Source organism: Thermomonas fusca DSM 15424, from assembly GCF_000423885.1.
GTDB lineage: Bacteria > Pseudomonadota > Gammaproteobacteria > Xanthomonadales > Xanthomonadaceae > Thermomonas > Thermomonas fusca.
The window spans coordinates 47,656-61,485 of sequence record NZ_AUIV01000015.1; the positions used below are offsets into that span (position 1 = coordinate 47,656).

12 protein-coding genes and 1 pseudogene are annotated in these 13,830 nt (G+C 69.3%); 2 read left to right on the forward strand and 11 right to left on the reverse strand.

Annotated features, from left to right (window positions below):
• Positions 1-42 precede the first annotated feature (42 nt).
• From G582_RS0108630 to arfB, 8 genes are all read right to left on the reverse strand, one after another.
• Complete coding sequence (locus G582_RS0108630) at positions 43-1,011, reverse strand: hypothetical protein (protein ID WP_156880377.1); 969 nt, start codon at positions 1,009-1,011, stop codon at positions 43-45.
• On the reverse strand, positions 1,008-3,398 hold the full coding sequence (locus G582_RS0108635) for an LTA synthase family protein (RefSeq protein WP_028839492.1): 2,391 nt from the start codon (positions 3,396-3,398) through the stop codon (positions 1,008-1,010). The genes G582_RS0108630 and G582_RS0108635 overlap by 4 nt, the downstream gene beginning before the upstream one ends.
• Positions 3,398-4,684: a YaiO family outer membrane beta-barrel protein gene (locus tag G582_RS0108640; RefSeq protein ID WP_028839493.1), complete on the reverse strand. Its 1,287-nt coding sequence runs from the start codon at positions 4,682-4,684 to the stop codon at positions 3,398-3,400. The genes G582_RS0108635 and G582_RS0108640 overlap by 1 nt, the downstream gene beginning before the upstream one ends.
• Positions 4,685-4,714: 30 nt before the next feature.
• A complete protein-coding gene (locus G582_RS0108645; protein ID WP_211219329.1) occupies positions 4,715-6,196 on the reverse strand; it encodes a glycosyltransferase family 2 protein in 1,482 nt (493 codons plus the stop codon).
• Positions 6,193-7,254 (reverse strand): HEAT repeat domain-containing protein, encoded by a 1,062-nt coding sequence (locus G582_RS0108650; protein WP_028839495.1) that lies wholly within the window; start codon positions 7,252-7,254, stop codon positions 6,193-6,195. The genes G582_RS0108645 and G582_RS0108650 overlap by 4 nt, the downstream gene beginning before the upstream one ends.
• Positions 7,255-7,298: 44 nt before the next feature.
• The gene (locus G582_RS0108655) at positions 7,299-8,294 is read right to left on the reverse strand and encodes a tetratricopeptide repeat protein (protein ID WP_028839496.1); all 996 of its coding nucleotides are present in this window, start codon (positions 8,292-8,294) and stop codon (positions 7,299-7,301) included.
• A gap of 257 nt (positions 8,295-8,551) precedes the next feature.
• Positions 8,552-9,142, reverse strand: coding sequence for a lysophospholipid acyltransferase family protein (locus G582_RS16100; protein ID WP_051247069.1), 591 nt, complete (start codon positions 9,140-9,142; stop codon positions 8,552-8,554).
• Between the two features lie 50 nt (positions 9,143-9,192).
• On the reverse strand, positions 9,193-9,606 hold the full coding sequence (arfB, locus tag G582_RS0108665) for an alternative ribosome rescue aminoacyl-tRNA hydrolase ArfB (protein WP_028839497.1): 414 nt from the start codon (positions 9,604-9,606) through the stop codon (positions 9,193-9,195).
• Positions 9,607-9,728: 122 nt separating this feature from the next.
• Here arfB and G582_RS0108670 point away from each other — a divergent pair, with 122 nt between their 5' ends.
• Positions 9,729-10,244 carry a DUF2059 domain-containing protein gene (locus G582_RS0108670; RefSeq protein ID WP_028839498.1) on the forward strand — a complete coding sequence of 172 codons (516 nt, stop codon included), beginning with the start codon at positions 9,729-9,731 and terminating at the stop codon, positions 10,242-10,244.
• 3 nt (positions 10,245-10,247) lie between these two features.
• Here the strand turns inward: G582_RS0108670 and G582_RS0108675 are convergent, their stop codons facing one another.
• Positions 10,248-10,955, reverse strand: a complete 708-nt coding sequence (locus tag G582_RS0108675; RefSeq protein ID WP_028839499.1) for a pseudouridine synthase — start codon at positions 10,953-10,955, stop codon at positions 10,248-10,250.
• Positions 10,956-11,111: 156 nt separating this feature from the next.
• On the opposite strand from G582_RS0108675, the pseudogene G582_RS18450 reads away from it, so the two are divergent.
• Positions 11,112-11,318, forward strand: a pseudogene (locus G582_RS18450) (ATP-binding cassette domain-containing protein); the annotation flags it as partial.
• A gap of 81 nt (positions 11,319-11,399) precedes the next feature.
• Here G582_RS18450 and G582_RS0108680 read toward each other — a convergent pair.
• Together G582_RS0108680 and G582_RS0108685 are read right to left on the reverse strand one after the other, a co-directional pair.
• Positions 11,400-12,734, reverse strand: coding sequence for a ferredoxin reductase family protein (locus G582_RS0108680; RefSeq protein WP_028839500.1), 1,335 nt, complete (start codon positions 12,732-12,734; stop codon positions 11,400-11,402).
• A 76-nt stretch (positions 12,735-12,810) separates the two neighbouring features.
• Complete coding sequence (locus tag G582_RS0108685) at positions 12,811-13,740, reverse strand: cation diffusion facilitator family transporter (RefSeq protein WP_028839501.1); 930 nt, start codon at positions 13,738-13,740, stop codon at positions 12,811-12,813.
• Positions 13,741-13,830: the final 90 nt, after the last annotated feature.

Below are 13,830 nucleotides of genomic sequence, written 5' to 3' on the forward strand. Positions count from 1 at the left end.
CACGCAACGCCCCGGCACCGCCGGGGCGTTCTTCTTGCGGGTTCAGTCCGCTGCGGGCGGAAGCTCGCCCACGAACCGGCGGTAGCCCAGGTAGTGGTGGAACACGAAGCCGTCGAACGCCGGCCGCTTGCGGTACGCGGCTTCGACCTTGCCGGCCTCGCGCTCGAACGCGGGCTCGCCCATGCCGTGGAAGCTCAGCTTGGCCGGCTCGGCGGGGTTGAACTCCAGGCCGATGACCACGCGCTTGCCGGTGCGGTCGGCGTAGTCCATCTCAGCCTGCGCGTGGGAGAGGATGGAGTCGCGCCCTTCGGCGCGGTTGCGGTAGTCCATCAGCGCCACGTAATCGGTGAGGTCGGCCACGTGCTCGCTGACCGGCTTGCGCACACCGCGCCATTCCAGCGCAATGCCATCCCACCAGAACGGCATCGCCGGGCCTATTTCCAGCGTCTGGCCGGACTTGCGCCTGGCCTCGATCATCGCCGCGGTCATGTCGAGGAAGCCATGCAGCAGCCGCGGGCGGGTGGCGTCTTCCCATTCGTCCAGCAGGTGCGGCTCGATGTCGTAGTTGACGCCATCGAAGCGCTCGGCCGGCGCCACCGCGGCGTTGTAGTCCAGCACCCGCTGCAGCATCGCCACCGCCTTGCGCTGGTGGCGCGGCAGCACGTAACGCTCGGTGTGCAGATACCACGAGCCCAGCAGCGCATACACGCGGATGCCGCGGACATGCGCGCGGCGGATGAAGGCCCGGTACAGCTGCGGCTGCTGTTCGATCAGGTTGCGCCGCTCGAACGCATCGGCATACAGGTAGACGACGTTGACCCGCTTGCGCTGCAGGAACGCCAGCGCCTCGTCCGCTGCTGACGGCGATTCCAGCATCGCGTACGACGATCCTTCCCAGGTCCACACCGCGCGTGGCGCCGGGGCCGTGCGCGGCGCCTGCGCGCACGCATCGGTGGCCAACGCCAGCAGCGTGCACAGCGCCAGCTGCATGGCCAGCCGGAAGACATTCATGGCGCATTCCCCGCAATGTCCAGCGGCAGCCGGTAGCGGCCGCGTCCCAGCGGTTTGCCGGTGTCCGGATCGGATGGCAGCACCGAAACGTAATAGTGCCCGGCCCCCAACTTTGCAGGCACCGCCAGCATCACTTCGCGGCGCTCGTGCGGCTGCAGGCGGATCGCGCTGCCGTAGCCCTCGCCAAGCTCGCGCCCGTCTTCCGCGGCCAGCACCGCCAGCGGCGCGAACACGCGCGAATCGTGGGCGTCGCCATTGACGAAGGTCGCCGCCACCCGCACGCCGTTGCCGTCGTTCTCCAGCCGCACCGCATCCAGGCCCAACCCCGCCGGCAGCGCCACCACCGCCGCCACCGGCTGCACGACTGCGGCCGGCGCCTCGCGGTATGCCACCAGCGCAGGCATGGCGCCTTCCGGGGAAAGCGCGAGCTTGCCCACGAACGTGGCGTTGGCGGTCTGGTATGCCTGCAACCGCGCGGTCACCTGCGCGCGCAAGCCGGCATCGTCGACCTCGGAGGCACGAATGCCGTCCTGCAGTTCGAACAGCCGGCCGTCGTGCAGGAACCAGCGCCCGCTCACGAAATCCGGCGCGCTGGTCTTGGTCTGTTTGAGCGCGATCTCCTGCCGGCTGCGGAACTCGCCGCCCATGTCCAACCCGCGGCCGGTCCAGGTGGCCTGCGCCGGCCGCTGCAGGCCGTAGGTGTGCGACAGCAGCGCCAGCAGCGAAGGCGTGACGTCCAGGTGCGAGGACACCGCGCGCACCCGCGCCGGCCTGCGCAGCAGCGGCGAATGGATCAGCAGCGGTACGTGGTAGCGCTCGATGTGGGTGTCCTGCGGGATCTCCGCCAGCCGGTGGTCGCCGGTGACGACGAAGATCGTGTCCGCATACCACGGCGCCTTGCTCACGGACGCGAAGTAGCGCCGCAGCTGGTCGTCGGTGTACAGGATGGCGCTGTAGATGTCGGCCTGCGCGCGATACGGCGCGCGCCGCGCCTCCGGCACGCCCAGCGCCTGCAGGCGCGGCTCGATGCGCGCCTTGTAGGCAGCCTGCCCCGGGAAGCTGTAGCTGGTGTGCATGCTGATGGTCTGCACGCCCAGCACGAACGGCGGGCGCAGCTGCGCGCTGTCGGCCAGTACCCGCGACACCAGCTCGCGGTCCGGATAGCCCCAGTCGCTGAACGGGTTGCGCTGGTAGCCGGGGCCGAAATTGCGCAGGTCGACGATGTCGTCCACGCCCTGCAGCTGCAGGTAGCCGCGCTCGTTGTCGAAGTCGCTGTCGGTCCCGTTGTAGAACGCGCTGCGATAGCCCTGGCGGTGCAGCACGTTGAACAGGCCGGCGTGGGCAGGCATGTTCGGCCCCAGCGCGGCGAAGCCCTGCTCGGCCAGCGGCAGGGAACCGAACAGCGACGGCAGCACGCCGAAGGTGCGGCCCTGGTTGGCCAGGAAATTGTCGAAGTACAGGCTGCGGCCCGCCAGCTCGTCGAGGAACGGGGTGAAACTGCCGAGCGGCGCGTCCGGCCCGGAGAACGAACGCCCGAGGCCTTCGACCACGATGACCACCAGGTTCGGCGGCCGGCCGTCGCGGGTCGGGCCGAAGTACGGGCCCAGCGCGTCGGGCGTGGTCTCCGGATGCAGGAAAGGCCAGGCCGGATCGGTTACCGGCTCGACTGCCGACGCCGCCGCAGCGATCGATGCCGCGACCGCCGTGGCAGGCACCGCCGAAGTGGCACGCCACCAACGCAGGCTGTCGGCGACGAAATAGGCGCCCTTGCTGGTGGCCGCCGCGCGCGCGTCTTCGCTGTCCAGACCGCGCGTGCCCGGTGCCAGCGGCAGCAGCCACGCGGCGAGGCCGGCGAACAGCACGCCGGCGAACAGGCCCGCCGGTGTCCGCGCCGGCTGCCGGCTGCGCCAGACCAGCGCCGCCCAGAGCAGCAGCAACGGCAGCAGCAGCCCCGCCCAGCCGAACATGCCGATCCCGGCACCCGTGCCGCCCACCGTGGTGCGGATCTCGGCCAGGCCGTAGCCGAACAGATCGGCGCCCAGCGGCACCCGCGCCGCCAGGTAGTACTGCTCCAGTCCGGCCTGCAGCAGCAGGAACAGCGCCCACAGCGCACCGACCGCCAGCAGCGCCGCGCGCCGGCCGGGCAGGCTGGCGAGCGGCCAGCCCAGCAGCAACAGCAGCGGCAGTGCGCGCAGCAGGAACAGCAGCTGGTTGCCCACCGCCAGCGCCACCAGCGTGGAGCTGCCGCCAACGTCAGGCTGGGCCCGCAGTGCCGCCCACAGCGCCAACCCAAGCTGGGCCACCAGCAGGGCAGGCAGCCAGCCCCACAGGCGCGATGCCGCCAGCCCCTTCGCCGAGGGGGTGGCCGCAGACGTGGTTCGGGCCATTACCAGCGCCGGTACAGCGACAGCGACAGCTGGCGCTCGTCGAAGCCGTCGGCGTCATCCGAGGCACCAACACCGACCTTGAATCCCCAGTCCGGGCGGAAGTAGTGCGTCCACGAAAAGCCCAGCGAGGCGTTGTTGTTGCGCACCAGCGCGCCGCTGCGGTCGAGGTCGCTGCTGCGACCGCTGCTGCCGCTCACTTCGAAATAGTCGTCGGCATTGCCGCGGTAGTAATTGCGCGCCACCACCCGGTGGCTCCAACTGCCCGAGCTCACCCCGGGCACGTGCTGCAGTTTGTAGCGCAGGTACCAGTTGCCGACGTAGCGACCCACGCCGACGCCGTAGAACTCGGTGTCGGAGCTGAAGCGCAGGTGGTCGATGCTGGCGGACAGCTCCCAGCCGCTGCCCACGCCCTGGAACAGCTCGGTCCGCCACGAATGGCGCGGCAGGATACCGCTGGACGGGCCATGCTGGTAGCGCACATTGGCGTAGGCGCGGGCCCACAGCGACACATAACTGTCAAGCGCCCAGGCGCTGTCGCGGCGGCCGAAATGGTCGGCATGCAGGACTTCCAGCCCCAGCGAGCCGCGGGCGAACTTGCGCCGCAGGGTCAGGTTGGCGTCGTTCCAGCCTTCGCGCCCGCCGTTGAATTCGGTGCGGTCGACGCCGGCGCGCAGCGACCAGGTGTAGCCGTCGGCCAGCAGCGCATCGGGCACCGCCAGCAGCGGCATGGTGCTGTCATTGAGGCTGGCAACCTGCGCAGGATCCGCGCCGCGCGCACCTGCGGCGTCGAAATCGCCGCGCGCCTCCGCCATCCGGCCGGCGGCGCGATAGGCGCGACCGCGGGCGATCAGCGGCTCGGGCGCGCTGGTCGGCGCCAGCTCCACCCAGTGCCCGTAGGCCTCCGCTGCCTGCTGCGGACGCGCGCTCCACAGGTACATATCGCCCAGTGCCGACCAGGCGTCCGCATAGCCGGGCTTGGCGCCGGTCACCGCCAGCAGGTCGGCCTCGGCTTCGGCATGGCGGCCGGCCCAGGCCAGGGTGCGGCCACGCGCCAGCAGCACGTCGCTGTTGCCGGGCGAGGCCTGCAGCATCTGCGCGTAGATCGCCAGCGCCTGTTCGCGCTGGGCGGCGTCGCCAGCCGTGGCCAGCGCGCGGGCGCGCTCCAGGCGCGCCTCGTAGCTTTCCACTGGCGCGTCCTGCGCCGCGGCGGGTTCCTGCAACAGGGCAGGATCGGCGCCGCCGGCCAGCAGCGCGACATGGAGGACGGCGGGGTACAGCAGGCTCATGGACATGTCCTTTGCGGTATCTGCTTGCGATCAGGAAACGGCGGGGCCGGTGGCGGCGACGCGGGTCGCGTGCTGGGGCTCGTGTTCCTGCCATTCGGCGCTGCGGTGCATATGGCCCCACTTGGAACGGCGACGCAGCTTGACCACCCAGCGCACCAGGCCGACCACCCGGAACAGCGACGTCATCTGCCGGTAGCCGAAGTTCTCCAGCACCGCCACCAGGAACAGCTTGAGCTGCTGGCGCGGGCGCGGGTACAGGTGGAAGGAAATCTCCTCCAGCATCATCGCGTTGACCGACAGCAGCACGCCCAGCCCGACAGAGGCGAACAGGAAGGCGAAGAAGGCCTGCGTGGACAGCATGCCCATCAGCCCCAGCGCGATCACCGAGAGGTAGCCGAACACCTCGATCACCGGGCCCAGGCATTCGAACACCAGCATGAACGGATAGGCCACCCAGCCGACGGTGCCGCCATTGCGCCGGAACATCAACCGCCAGTTGCCGAACAGGCTCTCGGCCAGGCCCTGCTGCCAGCGCACGCGCTGGTTGTACAGCGAACGCAGGTCGGACGGCACCTCGGTCCAGCAGATCGGGTCGGGCACGAAGGCGATCTTGTACGGGCGCTTTTCCTCAAGCATGCGGTTGTGCAGGCGCACCACCATTTCCATGTCCTCGCCGACCAGGTCGCCCTTGTAGCCACCTGCGGCGATCACCCGCTCCTTGTAGAACACGCCGAACGCGCCGGAGATGATCAGCAGCGCGTTGATCGGCGACCAGCCCAGCCGGCCGAACAGGAACGCGCGCAGGTATTCCACCGTCTGCACCAGCGGCAGCACCTTGTCCGGCAGCTCCACCTTCGACAGCAGGCCGTCCTTGACCTTACAGCCGTTGACGATGCGGATCACGCCGCCGGTGGCGATCATGCTGGCGTCTTCCAGGAACGGCTGCACCACCCGCGCCAGGCTGTCCTGCTGCAGGATGCAGTCGGCATCGACCACGCAGAACAGCGGGTAGCGGGCGGTATTGATGCCGGCGTTCAGCGCATCGGCCTTGCCGCCGTTGTCCTTGTCCACCACCCGCACCCGCCCGCCCTGCGGCGAGGCGAAGATCCGGCGCACCGGTTCGGTCTTGAGCCGGCTGCGGTAGGCCTCGGGGAACTCCACCAACCCGAAGGCATCGACCACGGTCTGCAGGGTGGCGTCGGTGGAACCGTCGTTGACCACCACCACCTCGAAGTTCGGGTAGTTCAGGCGCAGCATCGAACGCACCGTGCTGACGATGGTGCGCTCTTCGTTGTGGGCCGGCACCAGGATGCTGACCGGCGGCTGGTAGTCGGCGAAGTTCTTGACCCGGAAGCCGGCGCCGTGTTCGCGCGCATGGCGCAGGATCGCGAACATGGCGATGAAGTTCAGCGCCAGGTAGACCACGTTGATGCAGATGAAATAGGCCAGGAAGGTCCACTGCATGCCGATCAGCGCGGACGAGATTTCAGGGGTGATCCAGGACAGGTTCATTGCGTTTCTCCCAGCGCACGCTCGGCCATCACCTGGGTGAGGATGTCGCGTGCATAACGATCTTCCTGCGCGTCGCGCACCTGTGCCAGCCGGCCTTCGCCGGCGAGCAGGTGCTGCAACGCCTGCGCGGTGCGATAGCGGACCCACCACTGCGGGTCCGACAGCAGCGGCACCAGCGCTTGAGCGTCGGCGGCACTGCCCAGACGGCCGATCGCCGCGGCTGCGTGCATGCGCACATGCCAGCGCTCGTGGACGAGCAGCGGCCGCGCCTTGTCGAGGTCGCCGGCATCGGCCAGTACCTGCAGGCAGGTGGAAACCAGGTGTTCGTCGTGCGGTTCGGCCAGGATGCGCGCGATCACCGGGGCGGCCGCTTCCGGGCTGACCCCAGCAAGGAAGCGCACCAGCCGCGGGGCCACTTCGTCGTTGGCGCGCAACGCGGCCGCGCCCAGCTCGTTCTTGACCGCCTCGGGGCCGGCCTCGTTGAGCATCTGCGCGATGCCGCCGTCGACCCAGTCATGGCGCGACACGATCTGCGGCACCACCTGCTGCACCGCGCGCTGCGGATCGATCCGCATCAGTGCACGCGCCGCGCTGATCGACACGATCGGGCTGGCATCGTCGATCAGCGCTGCCAGTCGATCGAAGCTCGACGCGCTGCGCAGGTAGCCGATCGCGATGATGGCCATCACCCGGTCATGGAAGCGGCCGTGCTCGACCATGCGCTCCAATTTCGACGCAAGGTCCACCTGCTCGGCGACCGCCAGCAGGCCGCGGTCGTCGGCGCCGCCGGGCGCATCGTGCAGTTCGTTCCAGGCCTCCACGAAACCGGTCATGTCGCGCGCGGGCAGCGCCGGCACGCGGGTGGGCGGCTCCTGCATGGCGTCCACCAGCACGCCGCGCCAGAGCGTCGCCGCGCGCAGGTGGTTGCGTTCGCGCCGCTGGGCCAGCTGGCGAATCACCAGCACCGCCAGCAGCAGCAGGACCGACGTCACCGTCACGCCCAGACCGACCCAGATCGCGAAGGCGATCTGCGAGTCGGCATGCATCAGGGTATCCATTTCAAACTCCCGTCCGCGCTCGCGGACTGTTCATTCCTGTCCACTCAGGCGTCTGCCGGCGCGGAATCGGGCGCCATGAAGCGCCGCACTCGTTCCAGCATGTCCTTGACCTCGCCGTTGCCGGGGTCGTGCCGCAGCGTCTCCACGAACACTGCTTCCGCTTCCTTCCAGCGCGCCTGCCGGAAATACGCATTGCCAAGACCCTGCAGCACCATCCCGTCGGTCGGATACAGCCGGCGCAGTTCCAGGAAGTCCTGCTGCGCCTGTTCCAGCCGCTTCCTCGCCAGGTCGCTGTAGGCCATCCCGATCCGCGCATCCTTGTCGTTCGGGGACAGCGCCAGCGCGCGCGCGAACGCGGCGTGCGCCTCATCGTTGCGATGCAGGCGGTACAGGCTCCAGCCTTCCAGGCGCAGCATGCGCGGCCCCTTGTCCTTCACCGCGGAAAGCGCGGACAGGCTCTCCTCGAAGCGATCCTCGCCGAACAGCCGGGTGGCGCGATCCTCCGCCTCCATGTCGGCGCCGCTGACTCCCGCGCCGGTGGTCGCATAGGTCTGCGCCTGCACCTGCGCATGCTCGTCCAGATAGCGCTGCACGTTCCTTGCGCGGTGCAGGCCGAGGTAGCAGTGGATGTAGGCAACGCCGTCCGCGGACAGCGCCGCCTCGGCCGCCGCCTTCGAATTCTTCGAATAATTCTCGCCGAACTTCTGCCCGAGGATGCTGCCCATCGGGAAGTTCTTCACCGTCATCCCATGGCTTTCGGCCAGCGCGCGCTCGCGCTCCAGCAGCACCTTTTCATAAGGCACGTTCGGCTCGAGCAGGCTGATGATGGTGGTGACGCCGCGCTTCTTGAGATCGGCGAAGTCTTCCTCCACCGGATACGGCCCCAGCAGCACGCCCTTTACCGGCGCTTCGGCCCGCACCGCCCGCCACGGCTGCACGAAGACGCTGGCCGGGTGCAGCAACACCCACACGCCGAAGGCGAACCCGGCCAGGCCGAGTACGAGGACCACGATGACGATGCGTTTGCCGGGTTTGTACATGCGCTCTGGTCCGATTGACGGGAATCCGGGATGCATGCCACCACCGACCCTGCACGCAGGATTCGTGGTCGACGCCTAGCGCCCCCCCTTTGGCTTCCAGCGTCGGCGCGGGCAGGGAATGCACGCGGCCGGCATCGCGAAGCGGCCGCATCATGCGGCTGTAGGAAATGTGACGCAATTCGCATGCCAAAGCGGACACGGCGCGGGTATGCCGCGCGTCGACGGATCGCGACGCCATCACCAGCTGGCGTTCTGCGTCAGTTTTCGACGCGAGGCGGCGGCTGGTTGGCGGACTGCAACACGTCATGGTTGCGGCCTCGGAACGGCGCATACCAGCGCTGGATCGCGGCGATGTCCGCCGTCATGTCGCCGCTCAGCGCGAAGGCCGGGCCGATGGTGAGCGTGCGGCTGGGATAGTCGAACGCCGCCACGATCACCGGCACTCCGGAGCCGTGGGCGATGCGCCAGAAGCCGGGCTTCCACTGCTCCACCTGGCGGCGGGTGCCCTCGGGGGCGATCGCGTACCACATGCACGGCGAATCCCGGAGCGCATCGATCGCCTGCCCGACCACGCCGTTCGCGGCGGCGCGGTTCACCGGGATCACCCCCTGCCAGCGCAGCAGCGGGCCCAGCATCGGGATGCGGAACAGGCTGTGCTTGCCCAGGATCGACAGCCGCAGCCCCATCGCCAGCTTGGCGGCGATGCCCCAGACCCCGTCCCAGTTGGAGGAATGCGGCGCCGCGATCAACACCGCCCGCGGCAGGTCGGGCAGGGCACCGGCCATGCGCCAGCCGCCCAGCCGCAGCACGCTGCGCCCCAGCCACTCCATGCCGCGATTGCACGGCATCCGCGGCACCTGTTGCGGCAGCGCCAGCACGCTGTCCCCGTGATTCCAGTTCAATCCCAACCCCGCCCGCTGCGCCCCTGCTTGATGCTCGCACGTCCGCGTTTTTCACCCAAGCGCCGCTCCTTGGAGCCGCGGGTCGGCTTGGTGGCGATGCGCGGGGTGGGCGCATGCAGCCCGCTTTCGATGAACGCGGCCAGCCGCGTGCGTGCATCCTCGCGGTTGCGCTCCTGGGTGCGGAAGCGCTGCGCCGACAGCACCAGCACGCCGTCGCCGGTCACCCGCCGGTCGCGCTTGGCCAGCAGACGCGCCCGCACCGGCTCCGGCAGCGACGGCGAGCGCGCAATGTCGAAGCGCAGCTCGACCGCAGTGGCGACCTTGTTGACGTTCTGCCCACCCGGCCCCGACGCGCGCACGAAGCGTTCGATCAGTTCGTCATCGTCGATGGCAAGCCGGCCGATCTGCATGCGGCGATTCTAATGGCAGCGCCGTTGCAAGCCGCAACGTGCGCGCGCCGCATCGACGTGCCATTGCCGGGCCGGGCCGCGGCTGCGAACATGCCGCCTCTTTCTTTCCCTGGAATCGCTCCATGCGCCGCATCGGCCTGTCGCTTGTCCTGCTGTTCGCCTTCTCGCCCGCCGCGCTCGCCCAGACCGCCACGCAGCCGCCGGCCGCGGAATCCGCCAACGCCGCCGACGTCGACCGCCTGCTGCAGGCAATGGACATGAAAACGATGATGGCCGGGATGATGCGGCAGATGCAGGCCGCGCAGGAAAAGATGTTGACCGATGCGTTCGGCGCCGAGCTCGACGAAGCCAAGCGCGCCAAGATGCAGGACGCGATGGCGATCAGCAGCACCATCATCCAGAAGCACCTGTCGTGGGAGGCACTGGAACCGGTGGTGCGCAAGGTCTACACGCAGGTCTTCAGCAAGCGCGAGGTGCAGGCGATGACCGCGTTCTACGCCAGCCCGGAAGGCGCCTCGATCCTGAAGAAATCGCCGCAGGCGATGGGCCTGACCATGCAGGAGATCCAGCCGGCGATGCAGGCGGCGATGCAGGAAGTGAAGGCCGCCATCGAGCAGCAGGCGGCTGCCGCGAAGTAAGCCCTACCGCGCTGGCGCACCGAACAGCACCAGCGCCTTTTCGAACTCCGCATCCGGTGGCGCCAGTGCTTCGATGCACGCGCCGGTATGCGGATGGGTGAATGCCAGCCGGCGCGCGTGCAGCAGCATGCGGTGGATGCCGAGCATGCGGAAATTGCGGTTGTGGCGACCGTCGCCATGGCTGCTGTCGCCGATCATGTGATGGAACACGTGCTTGAGGTGGCGGCGGATCTGGCGGAAGCGGCCGGTCTTCGGCGATGCCCGCAGCCATGCATAGCGCGATGTCGGAAATCCCGCCGAGGGCAACGCCAACTCGCAGGTCGCCAGCACTTCGAAGTCGGTGATCGCCGGCTTCTTCTGCGGCTTGCCGGGGCCGCCGTCGAGCGGATGGTCAACGGTGAAGACGGCTTCCGCCGGCCAACCGCGGCAGACCGCCCAGTAGTCTTTCTCCACCGCATGCGACATCAGCGTCTTGCCCAGCGCCGAGGCGGTGTCGCGATCGAACGCCAGCAGCAGGCAACCGCTGGTGGCGCGATCAAGACGATGCACCAGGAAGATCGGCCTACCGAACTGCTCACGCAGGCGGTCGGCCGCGAAGTCGGTTTCGCCGCGCGCCAGCGCGCTGTCGTGGACCATCAGCCCGGCTGGCTTGCAGACCACGGCCAGCGCGTCGTCGATGTAGAGCACGGGCAACGCGGGGACATCGGACATTGGCAGCGGTCATCGGCGGGAAGACGCACATTGTCCCGGCAATCGCCCGGCGCCGCATGCCCGAGGCAAGGCGATGGCTTCCCGGCGACCGGCTGCTGGCGCTAGAGCCGGATCGCGCGCCCCGCAGGTCCGGCCTGGCGCCCAACGAGGCAGGCCATGGCGCCCGAGACACCCGCAGACTCCCTACCTCCCGCCAGCACGGAACCGGTATTCCGGGCGCGCGGGCTGGGCAAGGTCTACCGCGTGGGCGAGGTGCGGGGCACCGCTCTGCACGATGTCGACCTGGACATCCGCAGCGGCGAGTTCGTGGTCCTGCTGGGTCCTTCCGGCTGCGGCAAGTCCACCCTGCTCAACATCCCTGGCGGAGTGGATACGCGCACGGGATCGCGGCTCTGCGCGGGCAGCGGTATGGACATGCTCCGCCGCGCGCCACCCGCTGCCCCTTCAGCGCATCCGGAACAGCTCCTGGCGGAAGGCGCGCGCCTCCAGTCCGCTGGCAATCAGGTCGGCGTGCACCGCCGCGCCGAACCCGGCCGGCCCGCAGAACCACACGCCGGCCTCGCGCCAGTGCGGCACCACTGCGCGGATCGCCGCGCCATCGAGGAAGCCGTCGCGCGGGCTGATCCGCACGTGCAGGCGCACGTCGACCGAACGCGCCAGCGCCGCCAGCCGGTGCAAGGTCGGGCGATCGTCCACGTCAGTTGCGTAAAACAGGTCCACTTCGGCATGGCCGGGCTCGTGCTCCAGCTGCTGCATCCGTGCTAGGAACGGGGTGATGCCAATGCCGCCGGCAATCCAGATCTGACGCCGCTTGCCATCGGTGAAATCGAAGCAACCGTAGGGCCCCTCGACGGTGACCGCATCGCCCACGTGCAGCACCTGCGGCAGGGTGCGGGTGTGGTCGCCCAGCGCCTTGGTCACGAAGCGGATCATGCCGTTCTCAGGATGCCAGTCGGAGGCAATGGTGTAGGGGTGCGCGCCCTCGTGCCGCCGTGAGGCGACGAACGCGAACTGGCCGGCCTGATGACCGGCCCATCCCGGCTGCATGCCGATCTCCACCTTCAGCATGTCCAGCGGCGGCGGGAACACCTCCATCGCCTGCACGGTACCGCGCAACCTGCGGCCAGCGCCGATCCGCCCGGTCAGCGACACCAGCGCAGCCCAGCTGCCGACCAGCAGCGACAGGGCGACCAGCCAGCCGACCGGCTGCCACCAGTACGCGCCATCCAGCAGCACCACGGTATGGAAGGCCAGCACCAGCCATGCCAGCGGGACCAGCCTGTGGGTGCGTGCGAACCAGTGGTAGGGAATGCGCCGCCACAGCGCCACCACCAGCAGGATCAGCAGCCCGTAGAAGGCGAACTCGCCGATTTCCTCGGCCAGACCGCGCTGGCCGCGCAGCCAGGCTTCCAACGCATCGGCAGGCGCCGCTCGCGGTCCGCGCGGGGGCCGCACCACCCAGCCCCAGCCGACCATCCACTTGCTGCCCAGTGCCCACCACCAGTGCAGCACCGCGGCCACCAGCGCGCCGATGCCCAGCCATTTGTGCAGGCGATACATCTTGTCCAGGCCGTCCAACCGCGTTTCCAGCCAGCGCCCGCGCAGCGCCAGCACCATTGCCGCGGCCATCCCCACGATCGCCACAACGCCTGTGTACTGCACCACCAGCCCGCGCCAGGCGAACCAGCCCCAGCCCGACGGCCAGGACACCACCGCCAGCGCGAACAGCAGGCTGGTTCCGGCCAGCAGCACCCACAACGTCCAGCGGATGTGTCTCATGATCTTCCTCCTGCCCCGAGGTTGGCATGCCAACCTTACGCCACGCTTTGGCCGCCAGCCCGCCCGCAGCGGCGCCTCAGCGGTGGTCGCCGCCGCCGCAGTGCCGTGCTTCCAGCTGCAGGGTCACATGGTCGATGTCGAAGCGCGAATGCAGCATCCCGGCCAGCTCGGCCCGTAGCGCATCTGCATCACCGGCATCGTCCGCTAGCAGCACGTGCGCGGTGAGGATCGGTTCGCGCGAGCCCAGCGCCCACACGTGCAGGTCGTGGACGGTGGCCACGCCCGGCAGCGCCTGCATGGCGTCGCGCACCTCATCGATGTCCAGCCCCGCCGGCACGCCCTGCATCAGCACCTGCGCGGCCGCGCGCAGCAACAGCCAGGTGCGCGGCAGCACCCACAGGCCAATCAGCACGGCGATCACCGGGTCGACCACGGTCCAACCGGTGAAGCGGATCAGCAGCGCGCCCGCGATCACCCCCAGCGAGCCCAGCATGTCGCTCCACACTTCCATGTAGGCGCCGCGCACGTTGAGGCTTTCGCCCGCGCCCGCGGCCAGCAGCCGCATCGAGGCCAGGTTGACCAGCAGCCCGACCACGGCCACCACCAGCATCGCGTTCGACGCGACCGGCTGCGGCTCGCGGAAGCGCCCCAGCGCTTCCCACAGGATGAAACCGGCCACCACGAACAGCAGCCCACCGTTGACCAGCGCGCCGATCGCCTCCATCCGCGCATAGCCATAGGTGCGCTTCGCATCCGGCGGACGCCGGCTCATCCGCACCGCGAACAGCGCGATCCCCAGCGCCAGCACGTCGGTCATCATGTGCGCCGCATCCGACAGCAGCGCCAGGCTGTTGCTCAGCAGCCCGCCCACCACTTCCACCAGCAGGAACAGCAGGGTCAGCCCGAAGGCGATCCAGAGCGGCCGCTCGTGGCGGATCTGCGCGGGCACATGGCTGTGCCCGTGTTCGTCATGCCCGTGCGGAGAATTCGGGTGGCCTGCGCCCATCGCCGTGGATTGCCAGATTGATATGCGCGGCACGCTAGCGAGACGCGCGTGGGTTACACAATTCCACCGCCTGCCGTCGCGCCGCAGGAG

Excerpts from the sequence above, each read along its gene's own strand:
- G582_RS0108640 (WP_028839493.1), bottom strand. The coding sequence starts at position 4,684 with ATGAGCCTGCTGTACCCCGCCGTCCTCCATGTCGCGCTGCTGGCCGGC.
- arfB (WP_028839497.1), bottom strand. The coding sequence starts at position 9,606 with ATGCAGATCGGCCGGCTTGCCATCGACGATGACGAACTGATCGAACGC.
- G582_RS16100 (WP_051247069.1), bottom strand. The coding sequence starts at position 9,142 with ATGCCGTGCAATCGCGGCATGGAGTGGCTGGGGCGCAGCGTGCTGCGG.
- G582_RS0108650 (WP_028839495.1), bottom strand. The coding sequence starts at position 7,254 with ATGGATACCCTGATGCATGCCGACTCGCAGATCGCCTTCGCGATCTGG.
- G582_RS0108680 (WP_028839500.1), bottom strand. The coding sequence starts at position 12,734 with ATGAGACACATCCGCTGGACGTTGTGGGTGCTGCTGGCCGGAACCAGC.
- G582_RS0108630 (WP_156880377.1), bottom strand. The coding sequence starts at position 1,011 with ATGAATGTCTTCCGGCTGGCCATGCAGCTGGCGCTGTGCACGCTGCTG.
- G582_RS0108655 (WP_028839496.1), bottom strand. The coding sequence starts at position 8,294 with ATGTACAAACCCGGCAAACGCATCGTCATCGTGGTCCTCGTACTCGGC.
- G582_RS0108645 (WP_211219329.1), bottom strand. The coding sequence starts at position 6,196 with ATGAACCTGTCCTGGATCACCCCTGAAATCTCGTCCGCGCTGATCGGC.
- G582_RS0108635 (WP_028839492.1), bottom strand. The coding sequence starts at position 3,398 with ATGGCCCGAACCACGTCTGCGGCCACCCCCTCGGCGAAGGGGCTGGCG.
- G582_RS0108675 (WP_028839499.1), bottom strand. The coding sequence starts at position 10,955 with ATGTCCGATGTCCCCGCGTTGCCCGTGCTCTACATCGACGACGCGCTG.
- G582_RS0108670 (WP_028839498.1), top strand. The coding sequence starts at position 9,729 with ATGCGCCGCATCGGCCTGTCGCTTGTCCTGCTGTTCGCCTTCTCGCCC.
- G582_RS0108685 (WP_028839501.1), bottom strand. The coding sequence starts at position 13,740 with ATGGGCGCAGGCCACCCGAATTCTCCGCACGGGCATGACGAACACGGG.